The organism is Chryseobacterium oranimense (assembly GCF_900129755.1).
Classification (GTDB): Bacteria; Bacteroidota; Bacteroidia; order Flavobacteriales; family Weeksellaceae; genus Chryseobacterium; species Chryseobacterium oranimense.
In genome coordinates, this window is record NZ_FQWT01000003.1 from 92,354 (window position 1) to 109,024 (window position 16,671).

General features: G+C 42.4%; 17 protein-coding genes. 2 read left to right on the forward strand and 15 right to left on the reverse strand.

Annotated elements, in window-relative coordinates; translation table 11 throughout:
• From traM to BUB03_RS11060, 15 genes are all read right to left on the reverse strand, one after another.
• On the reverse strand, positions 1-1,335 hold the full coding sequence (traM, locus tag BUB03_RS10980; protein ID WP_073062961.1) for a conjugative transposon protein TraM: 1,335 nt from the start codon (positions 1,333-1,335) through the stop codon (positions 1-3).
• Complete coding sequence (locus BUB03_RS10985) at positions 1,322-1,609, reverse strand: nitrogen regulatory IIA protein (RefSeq protein WP_073062963.1); 288 nt, start codon at positions 1,607-1,609, stop codon at positions 1,322-1,324. The genes traM and BUB03_RS10985 overlap by 14 nt, the downstream gene beginning before the upstream one ends.
• Before the next feature lie 20 nt (positions 1,610-1,629).
• Complete coding sequence (locus BUB03_RS10990; RefSeq protein ID WP_073062966.1) at positions 1,630-2,067, reverse strand: hypothetical protein; 438 nt, start codon at positions 2,065-2,067, stop codon at positions 1,630-1,632.
• 11 nt (positions 2,068-2,078) lie between these two features.
• Positions 2,079-2,702, reverse strand: coding sequence for a conjugative transposon protein TraK (gene traK / locus BUB03_RS10995; protein WP_073062969.1), 624 nt, complete (start codon positions 2,700-2,702; stop codon positions 2,079-2,081).
• A 26-nt stretch (positions 2,703-2,728) separates the two neighbouring features.
• Entirely contained in the window at positions 2,729-3,724 is a 996-nt protein-coding gene (gene traJ, locus BUB03_RS11000; protein WP_073062987.1) for a conjugative transposon protein TraJ, read from the reverse strand.
• 3 nt (positions 3,725-3,727) lie between these two features.
• Positions 3,728-4,360 carry a DUF4141 domain-containing protein gene (locus BUB03_RS11005; protein WP_073062990.1) on the reverse strand — a complete coding sequence of 211 codons (633 nt, stop codon included), beginning with the start codon at positions 4,358-4,360 and terminating at the stop codon, positions 3,728-3,730.
• Between the two features lie 258 nt (positions 4,361-4,618).
• Positions 4,619-6,433, reverse strand: a complete 1,815-nt coding sequence (locus BUB03_RS11015; RefSeq protein WP_073062993.1) for a reverse transcriptase domain-containing protein — start codon at positions 6,431-6,433, stop codon at positions 4,619-4,621.
• A gap of 550 nt (positions 6,434-6,983) precedes the next feature.
• Complete coding sequence (locus tag BUB03_RS11025; protein WP_073062996.1) at positions 6,984-9,374, reverse strand: TraG family conjugative transposon ATPase; 2,391 nt, start codon at positions 9,372-9,374, stop codon at positions 6,984-6,986.
• A complete protein-coding gene (locus BUB03_RS11030; protein WP_073062999.1) occupies positions 9,371-9,703 on the reverse strand; it encodes a DUF4133 domain-containing protein in 333 nt (110 codons plus the stop codon). The genes BUB03_RS11025 and BUB03_RS11030 overlap by 4 nt, the downstream gene beginning before the upstream one ends.
• A gap of 11 nt (positions 9,704-9,714) precedes the next feature.
• Positions 9,715-10,020: a DUF4134 domain-containing protein gene (locus BUB03_RS11035; protein ID WP_073063002.1), complete on the reverse strand. Its 306-nt coding sequence runs from the start codon at positions 10,018-10,020 to the stop codon at positions 9,715-9,717.
• Positions 10,021-10,221: 201 nt separating this feature from the next.
• Positions 10,222-11,871, reverse strand: coding sequence for a hypothetical protein (locus tag BUB03_RS11040; protein ID WP_073063005.1), 1,650 nt, complete (start codon positions 11,869-11,871; stop codon positions 10,222-10,224).
• Between the two features lie 31 nt (positions 11,872-11,902).
• Positions 11,903-12,541 carry a conjugal transfer protein TraD gene (locus BUB03_RS11045; protein ID WP_073063008.1) on the reverse strand — a complete coding sequence of 213 codons (639 nt, stop codon included), beginning with the start codon at positions 12,539-12,541 and terminating at the stop codon, positions 11,903-11,905.
• A gap of 2 nt (positions 12,542-12,543) precedes the next feature.
• Entirely contained in the window at positions 12,544-12,816 is a 273-nt protein-coding gene (locus BUB03_RS11050; RefSeq protein WP_073063011.1) for a DUF3408 domain-containing protein, read from the reverse strand.
• Positions 12,817-12,827: 11 nt separating this feature from the next.
• Positions 12,828-13,277 (reverse strand): DUF3408 domain-containing protein, encoded by a 450-nt coding sequence (locus tag BUB03_RS11055; protein ID WP_073063013.1) that lies wholly within the window; start codon positions 13,275-13,277, stop codon positions 12,828-12,830.
• A gap of 4 nt (positions 13,278-13,281) precedes the next feature.
• On the reverse strand, positions 13,282-14,049 hold the full coding sequence (locus tag BUB03_RS11060) for a ParA family protein (protein ID WP_073063016.1): 768 nt from the start codon (positions 14,047-14,049) through the stop codon (positions 13,282-13,284).
• A 738-nt stretch (positions 14,050-14,787) separates the two neighbouring features.
• Here BUB03_RS11060 and mobA point away from each other — a divergent pair.
• Together mobA and mobB are read left to right on the forward strand one after the other, a co-directional pair.
• Complete coding sequence (gene mobA, locus BUB03_RS11065) at positions 14,788-15,225, forward strand: conjugal transfer protein MobA (protein ID WP_073063019.1); 438 nt, start codon at positions 14,788-14,790, stop codon at positions 15,223-15,225.
• Between the two features lie 87 nt (positions 15,226-15,312).
• Positions 15,313-16,602, forward strand: a complete 1,290-nt coding sequence (mobB, locus tag BUB03_RS11070; protein ID WP_073063022.1) for a conjugal transfer protein MobB — start codon at positions 15,313-15,315, stop codon at positions 16,600-16,602.
• The last annotated feature ends 69 nt before the right edge of the window (positions 16,603-16,671 follow it).

Sequence of the window (16,671 nt, forward strand, 5' to 3'; positions counted from 1 at the left end):
TTATTTTTTAGATACAAGGAAGACCTGATGCCCTGCTTTTAAGGCAACTTTGGGTGTGCGTACCTTTTTAGCGAAATAGCCCGAAATACCCTGCACCACGCCACGGCTTAAATCAGCAGCAACCTGTTGTCCGGCATTCTGCGTGAGCATTATGCTTGTTCCCGAAGTCTGGCTCATATTGCCCGCCATTTCAGTAAGAGCGTTCATTTCGGGCGAATACGGAACGTACAAACCTTGCTGTCCGTCCAAATCGTAAATAGTAATATCAACCGGAATGATGTTACCCTCCAGTTCTATGGAGGTAACTTTTAGTTGTAATCTGCCATTCTGAAATTTAGCATTAGCTGTTACAATCGTTCCCTTTGGAATGGTACGTTGAGGCGTTTGGGCAGGCTCTAACAATCGCAGTCTTACGCCCGTTTCGCCAATGACCGTTTGGGCATCGTGTACACAGGCTTTAATGCTGTTTTTCGGTTGTACCACCTGCTCAACAGAACCAGCAGTATAAAAGCCACGATTTTTGGTTTGGCTCCAATCGGCTGCAAAGGCACTGTCCGTAGGCTCACGATACAAAGCGGAAACGGTGTTCTTTCTTGTAGGCGTGAATGCCACAAAATGCTCTTTCTGATTAGTCGATGCCCCTGAAGCTGTGTTGCCAGTAGGAGCAGCTTCTCCGGTATTCGTGTTTTGCGGAAGATACTTGGCAGCCATTTCATAGGATTTCTCCATCAGGGCAAGCTGGTCATCAACAGTTACAGACTTGGGTATATCTTTCTCGGCTAATTGTTCTTTTAGTTCGTCCAATTGCCTGCGGAGTTCCATTGTTTCCGAGTTGTTATCCTGATAAAATGAACCCAATGTGCTTTGTGCATTGCGGTAACTGTTTAATGCAGGATTTCCGCTTCTTCCTGAATTTCTGCCACCACCGCCATAGCCGTAGCTTTCGTCTTCTTCGGGAAATTCGTCAATCGGCTCATCTTTGTCTTCCGTACTCCAATAATCCGAAAGAGATAACAAGGCATTGCGTTTTTCCTGCTCTTTCTGTTGGAGCATTTCTAATTCATACGCTTTACCTTTATTGTCAGGCAATCCGGCTCCGGTTGCTTGCGGAACTGCATCGTTCAACCCGATGTTTTCGATTTCTTTTTTGTCTTCCGACGGTTTAAAAATCAAATACATACAGCCTACGAAAACAACTCCCATTAAACCAAAAATCAAAGGTTTTTTGAGTTTTTCCGTTTTATTCTCTGTACCGTTTTGCAGTACATCGGCGGTATCTTTCGGGCTACCCTCGGTTACCCGAACAACCGACTTTTTGTTCTCATTTTCTTTCATAAATCCTATTTTTTAAAATTGTTGTTAATGTGTCCTGCAATCTTGCAGGGCTTTCGTTCTTTTTGAGGACAGGGTTTTCGATATGCTCGATGTGCATATCGTTTTTTGACTGCCTTGTATCGTGCCATACTTTGGCAACCACCCCTGCGGTCAGGAGCAGGTAACCAACAAAGAAGTACAGCGTGTATTGGTGCTGTTTGCCTACGGGCAAAGACCGCCAACGCTCGTCCAGCCTGTCAAAGAACCTGTCCATATTTTCCCTTAATTTTTTCATACTTTAATGATTATGGGTTATCACATTCTAAACCCTCTTTTTCGGGGAGAAACCTGTTCTTTAGGTTTTTCGGTTACTTGGGCAATGGCTTCTTTTACTGTCGGAAATGAACTTGCTGTGAGATTTGTCAGTTTAGATTGCTTCAATAACTGTCCGTATTGGTCTGCTCTCTTTATATACATTTCTGTTTCCTGTAAATCGAATTTCCCGTTCTCGTATTTTACCCACATATTGCACTGAACATTTGGCTTGTCTTCGCCATTCCATTCGAGGTAAGTAGATAAATGCAGGTAATTTGCTAATAGAGGAGTTTCTTTACCATTGTCCCAAGCCTCCAAAAATTCACTAATACTGTCCTTTAGCCTGCCTGCACAACAGCTCTCCGTGTGGAAATAACCGTCATATCCCTTATCAGTAAGGGTTTTGGCAAACGTGTCTAAATCAAATTGCTGTCCCATATTCTTAAATTTTAGCGTTCGATGACTTCTATATCCCTGTTTTCAACCACCGCAAATTTTTCGATGTTAAAGCCCTGGGGATTGTTGTCAGAACGAACGGAGTTTACGAGATAGCAGGAAGTAATCAGGTTACGTCTGGTTACGTTGCTTGAACGGATGATGAACTGTTTGGCGTAGGTACGCACTGCATAGGGATAGGTATCGAAGTTGCATACGACACTATCTACCTCAATGCGTTGCTGAACATTGCCCGATATGATACGGCTGTAATAACCTTTTTCCGACAAGTCTTTGTAGTAATCGAAAGCTGATTTGTCGGCAAGGTTGAATGCTCTACTCATATTGCTTTCGATAGCATTTTTGTCGGGGGCAAGCGTAAAGAACAGTTCGTGAAAACGTCTGACGTGTTCCCTCGCTTCCACAGGTCTGTTAATACTTGCATCTTGCGATAAGGCAAGCATTAACGATTTTCCATTATCCAGCACATAGATTTTTTGCCGTTGTTCATCTGCAAAGCTGTACGATTTCCATACGGCAAATCCTACCACGCCAATGCAGAGAACGGCAAACACAATCGCATACAGGCGTATCTGCCGAAAGCTGTTTTCGATATTTCTTAAAGTTTTAAATTCCATTTTTTTAAATGATTATTCGTTTTACATTATTTTTTGAGTAGCTGACCTCCGATATTTCCGGCAGCAGAACCAGCTCCGGCACTTGCGATATTTCCGGCTTTCATTGCGGCTTGGTTTACATTGCGGGTAAAGTTTCCTGCACCTCCGGCTTGAATTACCCACCCTGTTACTGTTGGGATAGTGAAGTAACCCACAATGCCAATCAACATAAAAATGATATAGACAGTGTTGCTTGTATCAGGGATATACGTTGGGTCAGAGAGCATCTGTATATCCTTTTCGATAATCAGGACTTGTATTTTTGCGAGCATCGAGCTGAACAAATCCGCTACGGGCAACCACAGGTAAACACTCACATATCGGGTCAGCCATTGCGTGAGTGTGGACTGAAAACCGTCCCACACTGAAATCGCAAAGGCAATCGGCCCGAGTATGCTCAATACAATCAGGAAGAATGTTCGTATCGTATCAACCACCAATGCAGCCGCCTGAAACAACACTTCGAGCAGGTTACGAAACCAGTTCTTAATGGCTTGTTCGGTTTGGTAGGCAAACCTATCCATATACATTCCCGACATCGTAATCAGGTCGCCCGGCGACCAGCCCAATTCTTCGAGCTTATTATCAAATTCTTCGTTTGATACCAAATAGGCGGTTTCAGGATTTCGCAACATCGCTTCCCGTTCCAACAGGTCTTTTTTAGCTTGTAAATCGTTGAGGTCAAGCACCTGATTTTCGAGAATGGCGTGAGTACCTTGTACCACAGGACTTAACACGGCATTGATTGTTCCCAAAACAATAGTCGGAAAGAACATAATACAGATACCCAAAGCGAACGGACGAAGTAACGGGTACATATCAATGGGTTCAGCTCTACTCAATGCCTGCCATACTTTTATGGCGACATAGAACAAAGCCCCCAAGCCTGCTACTCCCTTAGCCACTGCCGCCATATCGGCGGACAGTGGGAGCATCTCATCATACAATGAGCGTAGGACTTCGTGCAAATTTTGAAATTCCATAGCTTACCAATATTTTTGGTTAGGAGTTCCGTACAAGTCAAGCACTCGTTTGGTATTATTCTGTTTCTTTGCACGTAGAATACTTACAGAGATGTTTTTATTCGTGTAGTATCTTACCAAGCTGTGATATTCTTTAACCTCTTTGTACACACGGTCGATAATATCCATTCTCTCCTTATCGTTCAGTGACAGGCTTGTAGAGGTTACAATCTGTTTCAGCTCTTTGAGCAGTTCGGTACTTTCATTCAGCAATGCCGAATAACCATTGCTAATAGCTGCCAATTCCTGTGCAGAAAAATTCGGGTCATTCATCATCTTACCGAAATTGGTAACATACATTTCCGATACATCGCCTACCAAGAGTACCGTTTGCTGTACCTTGCGGGCATCTTTAACCAAATTGTTTACCGCTTTGAGAGCATCGTAATATTCCTTGCCCTGTTCATACACTTTCTTTACTTCGTTGAAGTTCTTAATCACGTTGCTCACAGTCGAGGAAGTCTGTACGATTTCGTTCGCACTGTTGAGAATACCTGATGCTAAATTTGCAGGGTCAGTTACTACAAACTGGGCTTTTGCGGACGGTGCTACGGCAAGCATAAGTGCCGTACACACCATTAAAAACATTTTTTTCATTGTCTTGAAATTTTGATTGTTAATTACTATTGATTTGCATTGTCACGCCGTTGCATAGCGATATGCTTAATGGCGAGTTCTACGTTACCGTCCAATTCGGAAGCGAGTTGCATCACTTCCATTTTTTCGGTTTCCTCTGTCGTGTAAGCGTAGGATAAGGACCCGGCGCCTTGCCATATTGACTATGGTAGGTTTCCAAGAACTCTCCCCCGAACCGTACGTACCTGTCTCCAGGTATACGGCTCTCCATCAATTTATTCAGTCTAACTTGCCTGCGTGTATCTTATCGTGGCATTTTGAGCATACTGCCAAGGTTTTTCTTCTCCTTGCGCTCATTCGTTTTTCCCAGTCTTGCTTACCTTTCAGGTCTTTCAATTTGCGTATATGGTGCATTTCCAATTTCTCGTTGGCACCGCATAATTCGCATTTCTGGTTTTGCAACCTTGTTATAAGGCTGTTTCTTCCCCCTGTAATGGTAACCGTGACAGGTAAACTATCCACGTAAGCACCACGGGCAGCTTTTTGGCGTTTGAAACCCTCTTTGTAAAAGCGTCTGTACATTATATCTCCTTTCCTGTTTTTGTAGGGAATGGAAAACACTCCGTTGATACATCTTTTAGTCTTTTCCTGACTGATTGAAGTTTGGTATTTCAGTGCATACGTTTTGTACATACTGTACTCCAAGATGTAAGAAAATGACTGGACAAACGAGCTGTTGTTGGCAATTGAGTAATAATTGTAAAAGCCCCGTATTTCAGCGTTGTACTGACTGATGATTTCTAAGTCATCCAAGTCTTTCATGAAATAGCGTGAGCGTGGTTTCCAAACTTCTGTGCCTTTTTCATTTACCAGTTTCATGGCATTATATCTCAGTAGCTTTTTCTTCATCACGTCTGCTGTGACACGGAGTACAATCTTATCTCCGAAACATCTTACGGATCTACCGTGCTTATCTCTCTTGGATTCATCGGAGTTTCGCACGGAGACATCAAAGCCTAAGAATTTGGCTGGTTTCTTAGCATTAGTCACCAAGGTTTTTTCATCAGACAGTTCAAGTTTCAGTTTTTCATCAAGGTAAACCTTGATGTCTTCCTTTATCTTTTTGCAGTCTTCTTTGCTACCTATGACCCCGATAAGAAAATCGTCCGCATACCTAACGTATTTTAACTTTCTGAAACTGCCATCCATCTTGTCATAAGCTGGATATTTGTTTCTTTCCTGTCTCGACTCTTTGATGTACTTAATCATCTGCTCTCTGACAGTTTCGTCTGTCTCACATTTGAGTTCCTTGGCCAAGCGGTATCGTCTCTGTTCGTGTAGCCTGTACTGGCGTGTTGCCGTAGTTCTTTTACCCTTATCGAAGTCCTTGATATAATCCTTGACATATTTATCGAGTTTATCAAGGTAAATGTTGGCAAGGATGGGGCTTACAATCCCACCTTGCGGTGTGCCACTGTATGTTTTGTGGTACACCCAATCTTCAATATACCCTGCATTGAGGAACTTTCGTATCAACCGAATGAACCTGTCGTCAGCGATACGCTCCTTTAGGATACCAATCAATATTTCGTGATTGATATTGTCGAAGAAGCCTTTTATATCGCCCTCGATGAACCACCGTACAGCAGTGAATGACTGTTGGACGCTTAATAGGGCTGTGTGACAGCTTCTATTGGGTCGGAACCCATGTGAAGAATGCTCAAAGCTACCCTCATAAATTGCTTCCAATATCATTCTGATAACCTCCTGCACTAATTTGTCATCAAAAGATGGTATACCAAGCGGACGTTTCTTCCCGTTCTTTTTCGGAATGTATGTCCTCTTGGATGGGTTTGGCTGATAGGTCTCGTTTCGCAACGATGCAATCAGCCTTTCAATGCGGGATATACTCATTCCGTCGATGGTCTTTCCATCAACTCCTGCCGTCATATTGCCTACTTTACTGTAGATTTTCTGATAGGCGATAAAGTACATCTCTTCATTGAACAGAACCTTGTACAGCCTTTCGAACTTATAGTCCGTGTTTCCGCTGTGCCTTATTAGACTGTTCAATACTTTTTCTGGATTTCTCATAATGTCTCTCACATTTTCCGTTAATCGTATTAAACTAAATTGACTGTCTCCCTTCGCCATGTACAGGGCTTTCCCCTGCTCGGACTACTACGGAGACTCCGTTGCCGTATCGGATATTCAGGAGCTTTTTCCATAGCCACGCCTGTGGCATTCCGACTTAGGCAATCCCCATTTAGACATATAGCAACTATTGGCACGTTAGATTGTCGGATGCGATGTTCGCCCTTTTCTGCTTATTGCAGTTACGTTGTGGTCTGTTTATGCTATCACTACTACCTGTCATTAGGATATTACCACAAAGTGACGTTGGTAACTGTCTTCCGTCACTGCCTAAGAACTGACCGTTCGGACTGTCGTTCAATCAATCAAGACTTCATCCTTATATCTAACTTTTCAACTCGCCATTCAGTCGCAACACGACAATTAGTTGACTTATGGCTTTTCCGACATGCTACACTCCCCGTCGGGTTTCCCGTTCGGATAAGTCGGCTGTTGATGGGCGTTATAAACACTTGCCCAGTGGTTGCCAAACCACATTCACTATATGCCCTTATGGGCGCACCAAGTATTCTTCGAGGCTTACTTCCGTTGCGTACACTGCCGAGTGTGTGCCGCCCAATCCTATCCAAACCTCTTTGTACAAGCGACTGGCATCGTTGTTCATATTGATTGATAGTACCTGTCCTTTTTCCTTATCTGTAAGCCCCAACATCGCCTGTATGTCATCGAATTTATTCATATACTTACGCTGGTCTAAGAGGATTTTACAGTCGGAATTGTTGATGATACTTTCTTTTACAATGGGCGACTGGATAATATCATCTACCTCTTGCGTAACGACAATCGCCTCTCCGAAGAATTTGCGGACGGTTTTAAATAAATATTTTATATATTCCGCCATTCCTTCTTTGGCAATCGCTTTCCACGCTTCTTCAATCAGGATGAGTTTTCGGATACCTTTCAGCCTCCTCATTTTGTTGATGAAAACCTCCATAATGATGATTGTGACTATGGGAAACAGTATCTTGTGGTCTTTTATGGCATCAATCTCAAACACGATGAAGCGTTTGCTCAATAAGTCTAATTGCTTGTCCGAGTTCAGCAAATAGTCATACTCGCCACCACGATAATAAGGCTCTAATACATTGAGAAAATTGGCAATATCGAAGTCCTTTTCCCTTACTTGTTTTTCCTCCAATACTTTGCGGTAATCGCCTTTCACATATTCGTAAAAGCCATTGAATGACGGATAAATATTATCTTGCTTGATACGTTCGATATAGCCGGAAACGGCATTGGAAAGAGCAACTTCCTCCGACCTTGTGGGCGGTTCATCGTCCCGTTTCCACAAGGTCAATATCAAAGTCTTGATACTTTCACGCTTCTCAATATCAAATACACCGTCATCGGTATAAAAGGGATTGAACGCAATAGGATTATCTTCGGTATAAGTAAAATAAACACCGTCTTCGCCTTTGGTTTTTCCTTTGATGAGTTCGCATAATCCCTGATAACTGTTACCCGTATCTACGAGCAGAACGTGAGCACCCTGTTCGTAATATTGGCGTACCATATGGTTTGTGAAGAACGATTTACCCGAACCTGACGGACCAAGAATGAACTTGTTCCGGTTCGTGATAATCCCCCTTTTCATCGGCAAATCGGAAATATCCAAATGGATTGGTTTTCCTGTGAGCCTGTCCGCCATTTTGATACCGAACGGGGAGGGCGAATTGTGGTAGTTTGTTTCTTCCGTAAAGAAGCACAATGCAGGTTCTATGAATGTATAGAAACTTTCCTCACTCGGAAAATCCCCGGCATTTCCGGGCATACCAGCCCAATACAACGTAGCTACATCCGTTGTGTTGTGCCGTGGCTTGCATTCCATAAGTGCCAATGCACTACCGCAATCGTTCTTTAACTGTTTGAGTTCCGCAGGGTCTTCCGACCACGCCATAATGTTGAAGTGCGAACGGATTGAGGACAAACCGAAGCTGTGGGCTTCATTCAGATACTTTTCTATCCACTCTTTGTTAATCTGATTGGCACGGCTGTACCTTGCCAAAGAGTGCATATTACGGGCAGATTTCTCAAACTTTTGCAGGTTGTCTTCGCTGTTATCCAAGAATATGTACTGATTGTAAATGTGGTTACAGCTCAATAACAATCCCACAGGTGCAGCAAAGGACAAACGGCAGTCGCTCCGGTCGGTGGATAGCTTTTCAAAACGGGTATCAGCCGAAACAGTTGCAGGCAGGTCGTCCGTATCGGACAAGGTATGCAAAGACAACCTTTTGTTTCCGATACGGACTTCTTCACTTCCCAAAGCGATGTCCTGCATTGGTGTTCCGGCTTCTCTCGAAAGTGTCAGGTATTGTTCCAGCAACCCCTGTTTTTCGTCCGTTCCGATGATGTCGTCCTCGGTCAAACGTCGCAAGCTCACAAAACCACTATCGTTTACGATGCGTTCAAATTGGGCAACCGCTTCCATAAATCGGTGTATCGTTTCCTTATTGATTTCCTTTGGAATAAGTGTGCCTTTGCAAAGCGAACTAAAGTTGCTTTGCATACGCATTCTGTTCTTTGTCGTCTTGGTCAGAAATAGATAGCAATAGTGGTTCAGGAATGGTCGCTCGTTGAAATTCCTTTGATAACTTTTGGAAAGGAAACTTTGGTCTTCCTGTGCCAAATCGGGAGCATAGTTTTCCTTGATGTACCAATCCTGTTTGTGAATGACCGTAAAATCGGGCAAGGTCTTGATTGCCTTGTGCCAAGCGGAATGAATGGCTTCATATTCCGCAGAGGCAACCGTAAACAGTTCCGGCAACCGTACCTCAAAACAGGCGGTAATGTCTGCATCTTTCGATAAGATACAGTTGTTTTCTACTGCCAACAGAGGAAACTTGTTTTCCAATGTGGCTGTTTTGGCTACATTTCTCATACGGCTTTGGATTTAGGAGTGAATTTTAAATACCTGTGTACAGGCTTGCGACAGATGATGTAGCGAGGGTGTCTTTTTCCCGCACTTACTTTCATCAGACCGTGTTCGCCGTATTTTTTGTTCAGCGAAAAGGTTTGCCACACAATCAGCGAAGCACCTCCGGCTCCGAGGAACAGGCAGACGTAATTACTTACGCCAGCCATATACAGTATCATCACGAAGATGAGCGTTCCGAGCAGACCACCTGCGAAGATGAACAGGTATTGAGCTTTCAGCCCTTTAAATTCCACTGTCCTGCCGATGCCTTTGTTAATGTTGTAACTGTTCATAAGGCAAAAGTTTACAGGAAGAATGAACGTAGGATGGTAGCCGCTACGATTAAGAAGATACACGCACCGAACCACGAAGCCGCAGTCTTGCTCGTGTCGGGGTCGCCCGAACTGAATTTGTTGTACACTTTAACTCCCCCTATCAATCCCACCACCGCACCAATGGCGTAGATTAATTGGGTTGCGGGGTCGAAATAAGACGTTACCATTTGGGTAGCCTCGTTGATACCAGCCGAACCGTTTCCCTGTGCGAACGCACCCATTCCTGACAGCATAGCCACGGCTGCCAGCAAAACTTTTTTTCTCTGTTTTTCCATAATTGAAACACATTAATTTGTTATTGTTATCCCGCACCTTGCGGACTTTCGGAACAAAGGTGTTTCAGAAATCAGGGCGTTATAATAAAGTGGCAGTCAAAGGAAGTGTTTGGCTGTGAGTGGCTTTGTAGCAAGCGTTTAAGCAAAAAAAAAACGCCAAACTTTTTTACTGTTTGGCGTTTCATTTTCCGTGGTTCCGATTTACATTTTTCGACTTTTTCTTACTGTTTTGTTTACCTCTGGCTTAGGTTTTATGGGCGGTTTTTGCTCCGGCTTTACCTGCTGGCTGTTATTTTTTTTGATAGTTTCGGCAAAGCGGGTATGATGCCACGGTATTACTTTGGCTTCATAATGCAGATGTACCCCCTCTTTTTTAAGATAATCCGAGCTATTTAAATTTCCTGATTTGTTTTCCCAAATTGGGTCAAGGGTACGTTTTCGGGGTATTTGTACAACAATAAGGTCTTTGGGAATTTCCTTTACATTGAGGCTTACTTCCTGAAAGGTATGTGTCCTTTGGTTGTATGGAATGGTAAATACATTGTCTTTGTGCGAATAATAATGTTTGAGTTCGGAAAAGATGATACCACGTGACCAAATATCGTCTTTAGGGTGTAATCTATCATTAAACAAATCAATGTGAAAGGTGTGTCCTGCAATATCTATCGTTGGTAAAATTCCTTTATTGGCAATTTTATCAAACGCATCTTGATTGACCATAAGTTTGAAGTCGTCCATTTCCGCTATTTTGTCTTCAGAAATGTTATGCTTCTTAGCCATTCCTATTGGGTCAAGTTTTACGAAGTCGGGTATTTCAATATATTTTGCTTCCCATTCAGAGTATTTTGTCAGGCTTTTGCTCTTTGGGCTGAACCAAAATTTATAACCCTCTGCTGGCAATTCTTCAATATCTTTTATAGAAATCACATTTTTAGGGTTGGCTTTTTCCCGCAGTTCCAACTGATTAGCATCCACAATAAATTCTATACCGTCTATTTTATATGTTGGAAGTATTCTCTCTGTATCGGTGGGTATCCTATACAGGGTGTCCTTTGGCTCATTGACGATATATTCTTCTTTTGGTTGTAGCTGTTCCACAACATTACGCTTTATATGTTCTATCAAATTGGTTTCTATCCACGGCAGGGTACGGGCTTCAAAGTGCATTTGTTCTAAATATTGGTTAGTAAGACTGTTGCCGTGCTTTCTGTCCCACCCAACTATGTCCAAGTCGTATTGACCGGGGAACTGTACGATAATAATATCTTTAGGCAGTTCAGTTATTGCAGAAACATCGTCCTGCTGAAATTCGTGTGTGGTAGGATTATAGGGAATGATATACGCCCGTTTATCACGGTCATAGTAGTCTTTTATTTCAGTAAAATTTATGCCTTTGGATTTAAAGTCGTCCTTTGGTCGCAGTTTGTCCATTTCTAAATCCACATAGAATGTATGACCTGCAATATCAAGCGTAGGCAGTATGCCTTTATTCAAACGCAGGTCGTGTAAACTGCCCGGCTTTATTGATAGTTCAAAGTCGCTCTTTGCTTTTACTTCTTCCAAACTAATATTATATTTTTCAGCCATACCCAATGGGTCAAGGCTCTTTAGTTCGGGTATCTTAATATCCGGGGTATTCTCTGGCAAGCCAAATTCAATTATCCTGTCAATGTCAGGAAAATTCTTTTTGTTCAAATCGTAATAAAATGAGTAGCCTCTTTCTCCTGCGTAGTGCATTAGCTCTATGCTCATCACATTTTCCGGATTATCTTTTTCCCGTAATTCTTCTTTGAGAACATCAACAATAAATTCAGTTCCCTCGATTTTAATTTCCGGCAATTCTCTTTCCATATTTCATTATTTATAAAAGACAAAGGGAAGTCTATATAAACTCCCCAATGTCAAAATCACTCAAATCACTTTTCCGCAAGGTGGAAGAACTGTCCTCCATTTCAGATGAGAGTGTGCTGTCCAAAAGCTCGGCAATTTTTCGGGAAGCACCCTCAATGGAATTTTCCAGCAGGCTGAATAATTCAGTTCCCTGTAATCTTTGAACTATCGCCACCGCTGTTTCCTTTTGGGATTGTTCCAAATTTTCTTTTTGGAGCAATGCCCCTACGGAGCTTAGTTCGTCATAGGTAACCCCTTGGGCAAGACTGTCATCGCCACCGGATATTCCATACCTGTTCCACTCTTCTTCCTCTTCCTCCAAATCAGGCATATTACTAAAAACTTCGTCCAGCTCTTCCTGCGGAATTTGAACACCAACGTTTTCATTTTCGTCGTATTCAATGTCTAAATTATCAGGGTTTATTACTGCTTCCTCAATTTGGCTTTCATTGGCAGTGTTTGGCAGTGAATGGCTTCGTACAGGCTTAGGCTGACCCATAATATCGGGCAGGTTCGGATTGACTTTTTCCTGTTTCGGCTGTTTTTGTTCCGACCTTTTTTTAATGATAATCTTATCCTGCACAAGCAGGATAATAATTACCAGCAGGCATATCACAATTACTATTTCCATAATCAAAGAATTGGTTTTTGTTTTTCATTATGCAACGCTCTTATATCCTCTCCAAAATCCTGAAAATGTTGCTTCAGCACATTGTACAGGTAATCGGAAATTGTGATTTTTCCATCTCCGAGCATAAAAACAATACGGGATATATTTTGGTGGAACTCTTCACTGATATAGACTGACTTCCCGCTTTTAGCCAAAAATCCTGTCGGCTGTAAAAAATTGTCCTTGTATTGCCCAATACAATCGGGCTGTTCCTTTTTCTTAAATAAATTTTTCATAATCAAATACTTTAAAAAATGGGTTTAAACTTCTCATTAAAATCATCTGTAATTGCTTTCTCAAATAGTTCAAAATGATGTTCCAGAATATTGTCAAGATAGGCATACAGCGGTATCTCATCTTTCCCTATAACCTGTACGATGCGGGATAACCGTTCGTGATATTCCTGCCGGATATAAATGCTTTTATCCCCTCGCTTCGTCATAGAATGGGTTTTCAAAAAATGTTCGCCGTAGCTGCCGTCAAGGTTTTTCTTTGTTCGGTTCCTTTCTCGTTGTACAGGTTTGCTTTGTTGTAATTCTTCCTGTTTTAGCTCGTTTTTTGCCTCTTCCTTTTCCGGCTCTTCGATGGGTTCAGGCGGAAGCCGTATTCCGTCCTTTTTGATGCCGTCCACCATAAGGTTCATCATTAACTCTTCGTTAATGTCAGGCGTGGCTTTTCTTTTATTATCTTTCTCCATAGGGTTATAATTGAGTGATTTTTAAAAACTCTTCTATGAACTGGTCTAACTGACAGGCTTTCATCAAACGTTCATCGGGAGGCATTACGGTAGAACGGAAAACGGTTTTACTGTCCGCTTCGCTTTCTTTGCGGAAACGGGTGCTGTTCTTGACTTGGCTTTGCATCAAGCTTAACCCTAATTGTTCAATCAGTTGGTTATACACGCCATATAGGGGTGTGCTTTCCCTGCCATCAACCTGGTTCCAAAACAGGTTAATGGTTTCTATGGAAGTTTCCCCTTTTTTCATAATCACGTCCTGCAAAAGCTGTGTAAAAATGAGCGTACTTTCCATTACCACACGGTCTGCCGTAATGGGCGTAAAAATGTGGTGCATTCCTGCCAATGCTTTTAGAATGCCGGGCGTATTCACGGTTCCGGGCAGGTCAAAGAATACAACATCAACCGGAACGGAAGAAGCGTTTACAAATTCGTGAACTGCTCCCAATACGCTATCCGCTTTGTGCTGCATAATCGGGTAGGCTTTTTTGTTGATAGTGGTAAATTGTTTGTACGCCAGCTTTTTCAAAGCCTCATTTTCCATTACCATTCCCAAATCCCTTGTCTTCATTTTCATAAGGCTGTGCTGTGGAAAATCCGCATCGAATACGGCTACGTTGTAGCCCATTCGGTAATGGAGCGTACTTGCGACAAGTGCTGTAAATGTACTTTTGCCGACACCGCCTTTTTGAGAAGAAAAGGCAATAAACAGAGGTTTCTTTTTTGTGTTCATATTTTAAAAATTTAATGTTTCTACTTACTTGCAGTCCTGCGGACAGTCAATCAGGCGTTCCTGATTTCGTTCGGGCTTCCTTGCAGGATAGCCAGCAGGCTTTCTTAACCGAACTCGTGATTTCCTGCCTGTCTGCGATACGGCAGGACGGCACTCATTCCTGTATGCTATCAGGCAGAATAGCCATCATTCTTGCGTTCCTGTAATCCTGCATTCAGGAAAGCAATCCCGATTGATTGCAAGCCGTCACGCTGTCATTCTTGCATCCTTGCATTCTTGCAATCCAGCCGTCAGGATTGCAGGATTGTTTGTATTCTTGAATGCTATCAATCTATCAGCCCTGATTGAGTTCCTGCCTGAAATCTGATACAAAGAACTATGGATATTCTTTCCGCTGTATGTGTGTGGCAGTGTTTGGCGTTCAAAGGCAGTGTTTGGCACTGCGATACAGTACAACCCTTTCGTAAACAGGGCTTTACTTTGTACAATGATTTTTATTAACGGATTTATGCAAAAGTCTTTTGACAAATCGGAGGGTAACGGGAACGGCTTCGAGCCGTTTTTCCCTGTTACATTTAATCCGTCCCGTAGGGCGGATTATTGTGTTCACCGGAACACGGCAAGTTGTGTTTTGAGGCACTCTAAACCGAGTTTAGTGCCTCAAAACAACTTGCCCTTGCAGGGAGCAGAAAAACCCTCCGAAGTCGGCTTTTCGTGTGAATTATAAATGGATTAGTGATGAACGAGAACAATAACAGCAAACAGAATAAGGGCGGTCGTAAGCCCAAGCTCAACCCAAGCACCCACCGCCACGTTTTCCGATTGACAGATGAGGAAAATGCCAAACTTTTATCGCTTTTTGAAGCATCGGGAATGCCCAATAAAGCAAAGTTTATCATTTCGCAAGTGTTCGGAAAGGAAATGAAGTCGGTCAAAATTGATAAAGGAACGGTTGATTTTTATATGCGACTGACTTCTTTTCACAGCCAGTTTCGGGCAATAGGTATCAATTATAATCAGATTGTAAAGCTGTTGTACCGTCATTTTTCGGAAAAGAAAGCCGCAGCTTTCCTGTACAAATTGGAAAAGCAGACGGCTGAAATGGCAATGTTGTGTCAGAAAATCATCCAGCTAACCGAAGAATTTGAAGCCAAACATCTGAAAAAACAGCGTTAGACCTGGATGAGCTATCCATTAAAAGATAAAAATTAATAGCTCATCCACGCTTCATTACCATTAAGAAAATAAAAAAATCAATGAAAAATGATAGCAAAAATCGGAAGAAGCGAAAATTTGTACGGTGCGTTGGCATATAATAATCTGAAAGTGGAAAAGGAAAACGGACAAATTCTGTTTACCAATAAGATAATTGAAACGCCAAGCGGAGCATATACCGTTTCTCAATTAACCCAATCTTTTGAGCCGTACCTTATCGCAAATCGCAATACGCAATATCACACCTTGCATATTTCGCTCAATCCCGACCCGAAAGATAAAGTTAGCGATTACAAGTATAGGGAAATGGCACAAGAATATATGCGGGAAATGGGTTACGGCGAACAGCCTTTTGTGGTCTTCAAACATACCGATATTGACCGTAGCCATATCCATATCGTATCGGTCTGCGTGGACGAACAGGGCGTGAAAATTTCGGATAGTTTTGAGAAAATGCGGTCTATGAATGTATGCCGTGAACTGGAAAGAAAACACGGTCTGATACCCGCAACGGACAAAGAACATAATCACAATGATAAGGTTTTTCGTCCGGTGGATTATCGGGCAAGTGATATAAAAAGTCAGATTGCTTCGGTCATTCGCCACTTGCCGAACTATTATCAATACCAAACTTTGGGAGAATACAATGCTTTGCTATCCCTGTTCAATATTACTACCGAGAAAGTGGAGGGAGAATTACACGGAAAGGCACAGCAGGGTTTATTGTACATTCCATTGAATGAGAAAGGCGAAAGAGCCGGACATCCGTTTAAGGCTTCGCTTTTCGGAAAGAACGCAGGGCTTCCGGCTTTGGAACTGCATTTTGCGAAATGCAAAACAACACTGAAAGATACCCCAGCTAAACAGACCTTAAAATCAGCCGTTACTATTGCCCTGCAATCCACAAACAATGAACAGGCTTTTAAAAAACAATTAGGGGAACAAGGGATTAATGTTGTGGTGCGTAGAAATGACACGGGACGTATTTACGGAATGACCTTTATAGACCACAATTCTAAAAGCGTATGGAACGGTTCACGTTTAAGCAAGGAACTTTCCGCCAATACCTTTAATGATTATTGGAACAACAACATCAAACCGGATATTAAAGAACCAACTGTACAACTGCCAAAAACATCCCCATCAAATGATGCGGATCTTCCTGCGGAAGAACCACATCATTTGTTCGATTTCTTAACTACTGAAAAACACGAAGACCGTTTGATTGAAGCCTTTGGAGGTTTGCTTATACCTGAAGCACAGGGAGAAGACTACGAGGAACAGGGCTTTGCCAACAAAATGAAGAAGAAACGTAAACGCAAAAGAGGTCAGCAGTAGTATTCAGCCAAATACCGCCACTCAAAGCCAATGACTGCCAAATTCTTATAGCCACTATGTAGAGCCTAT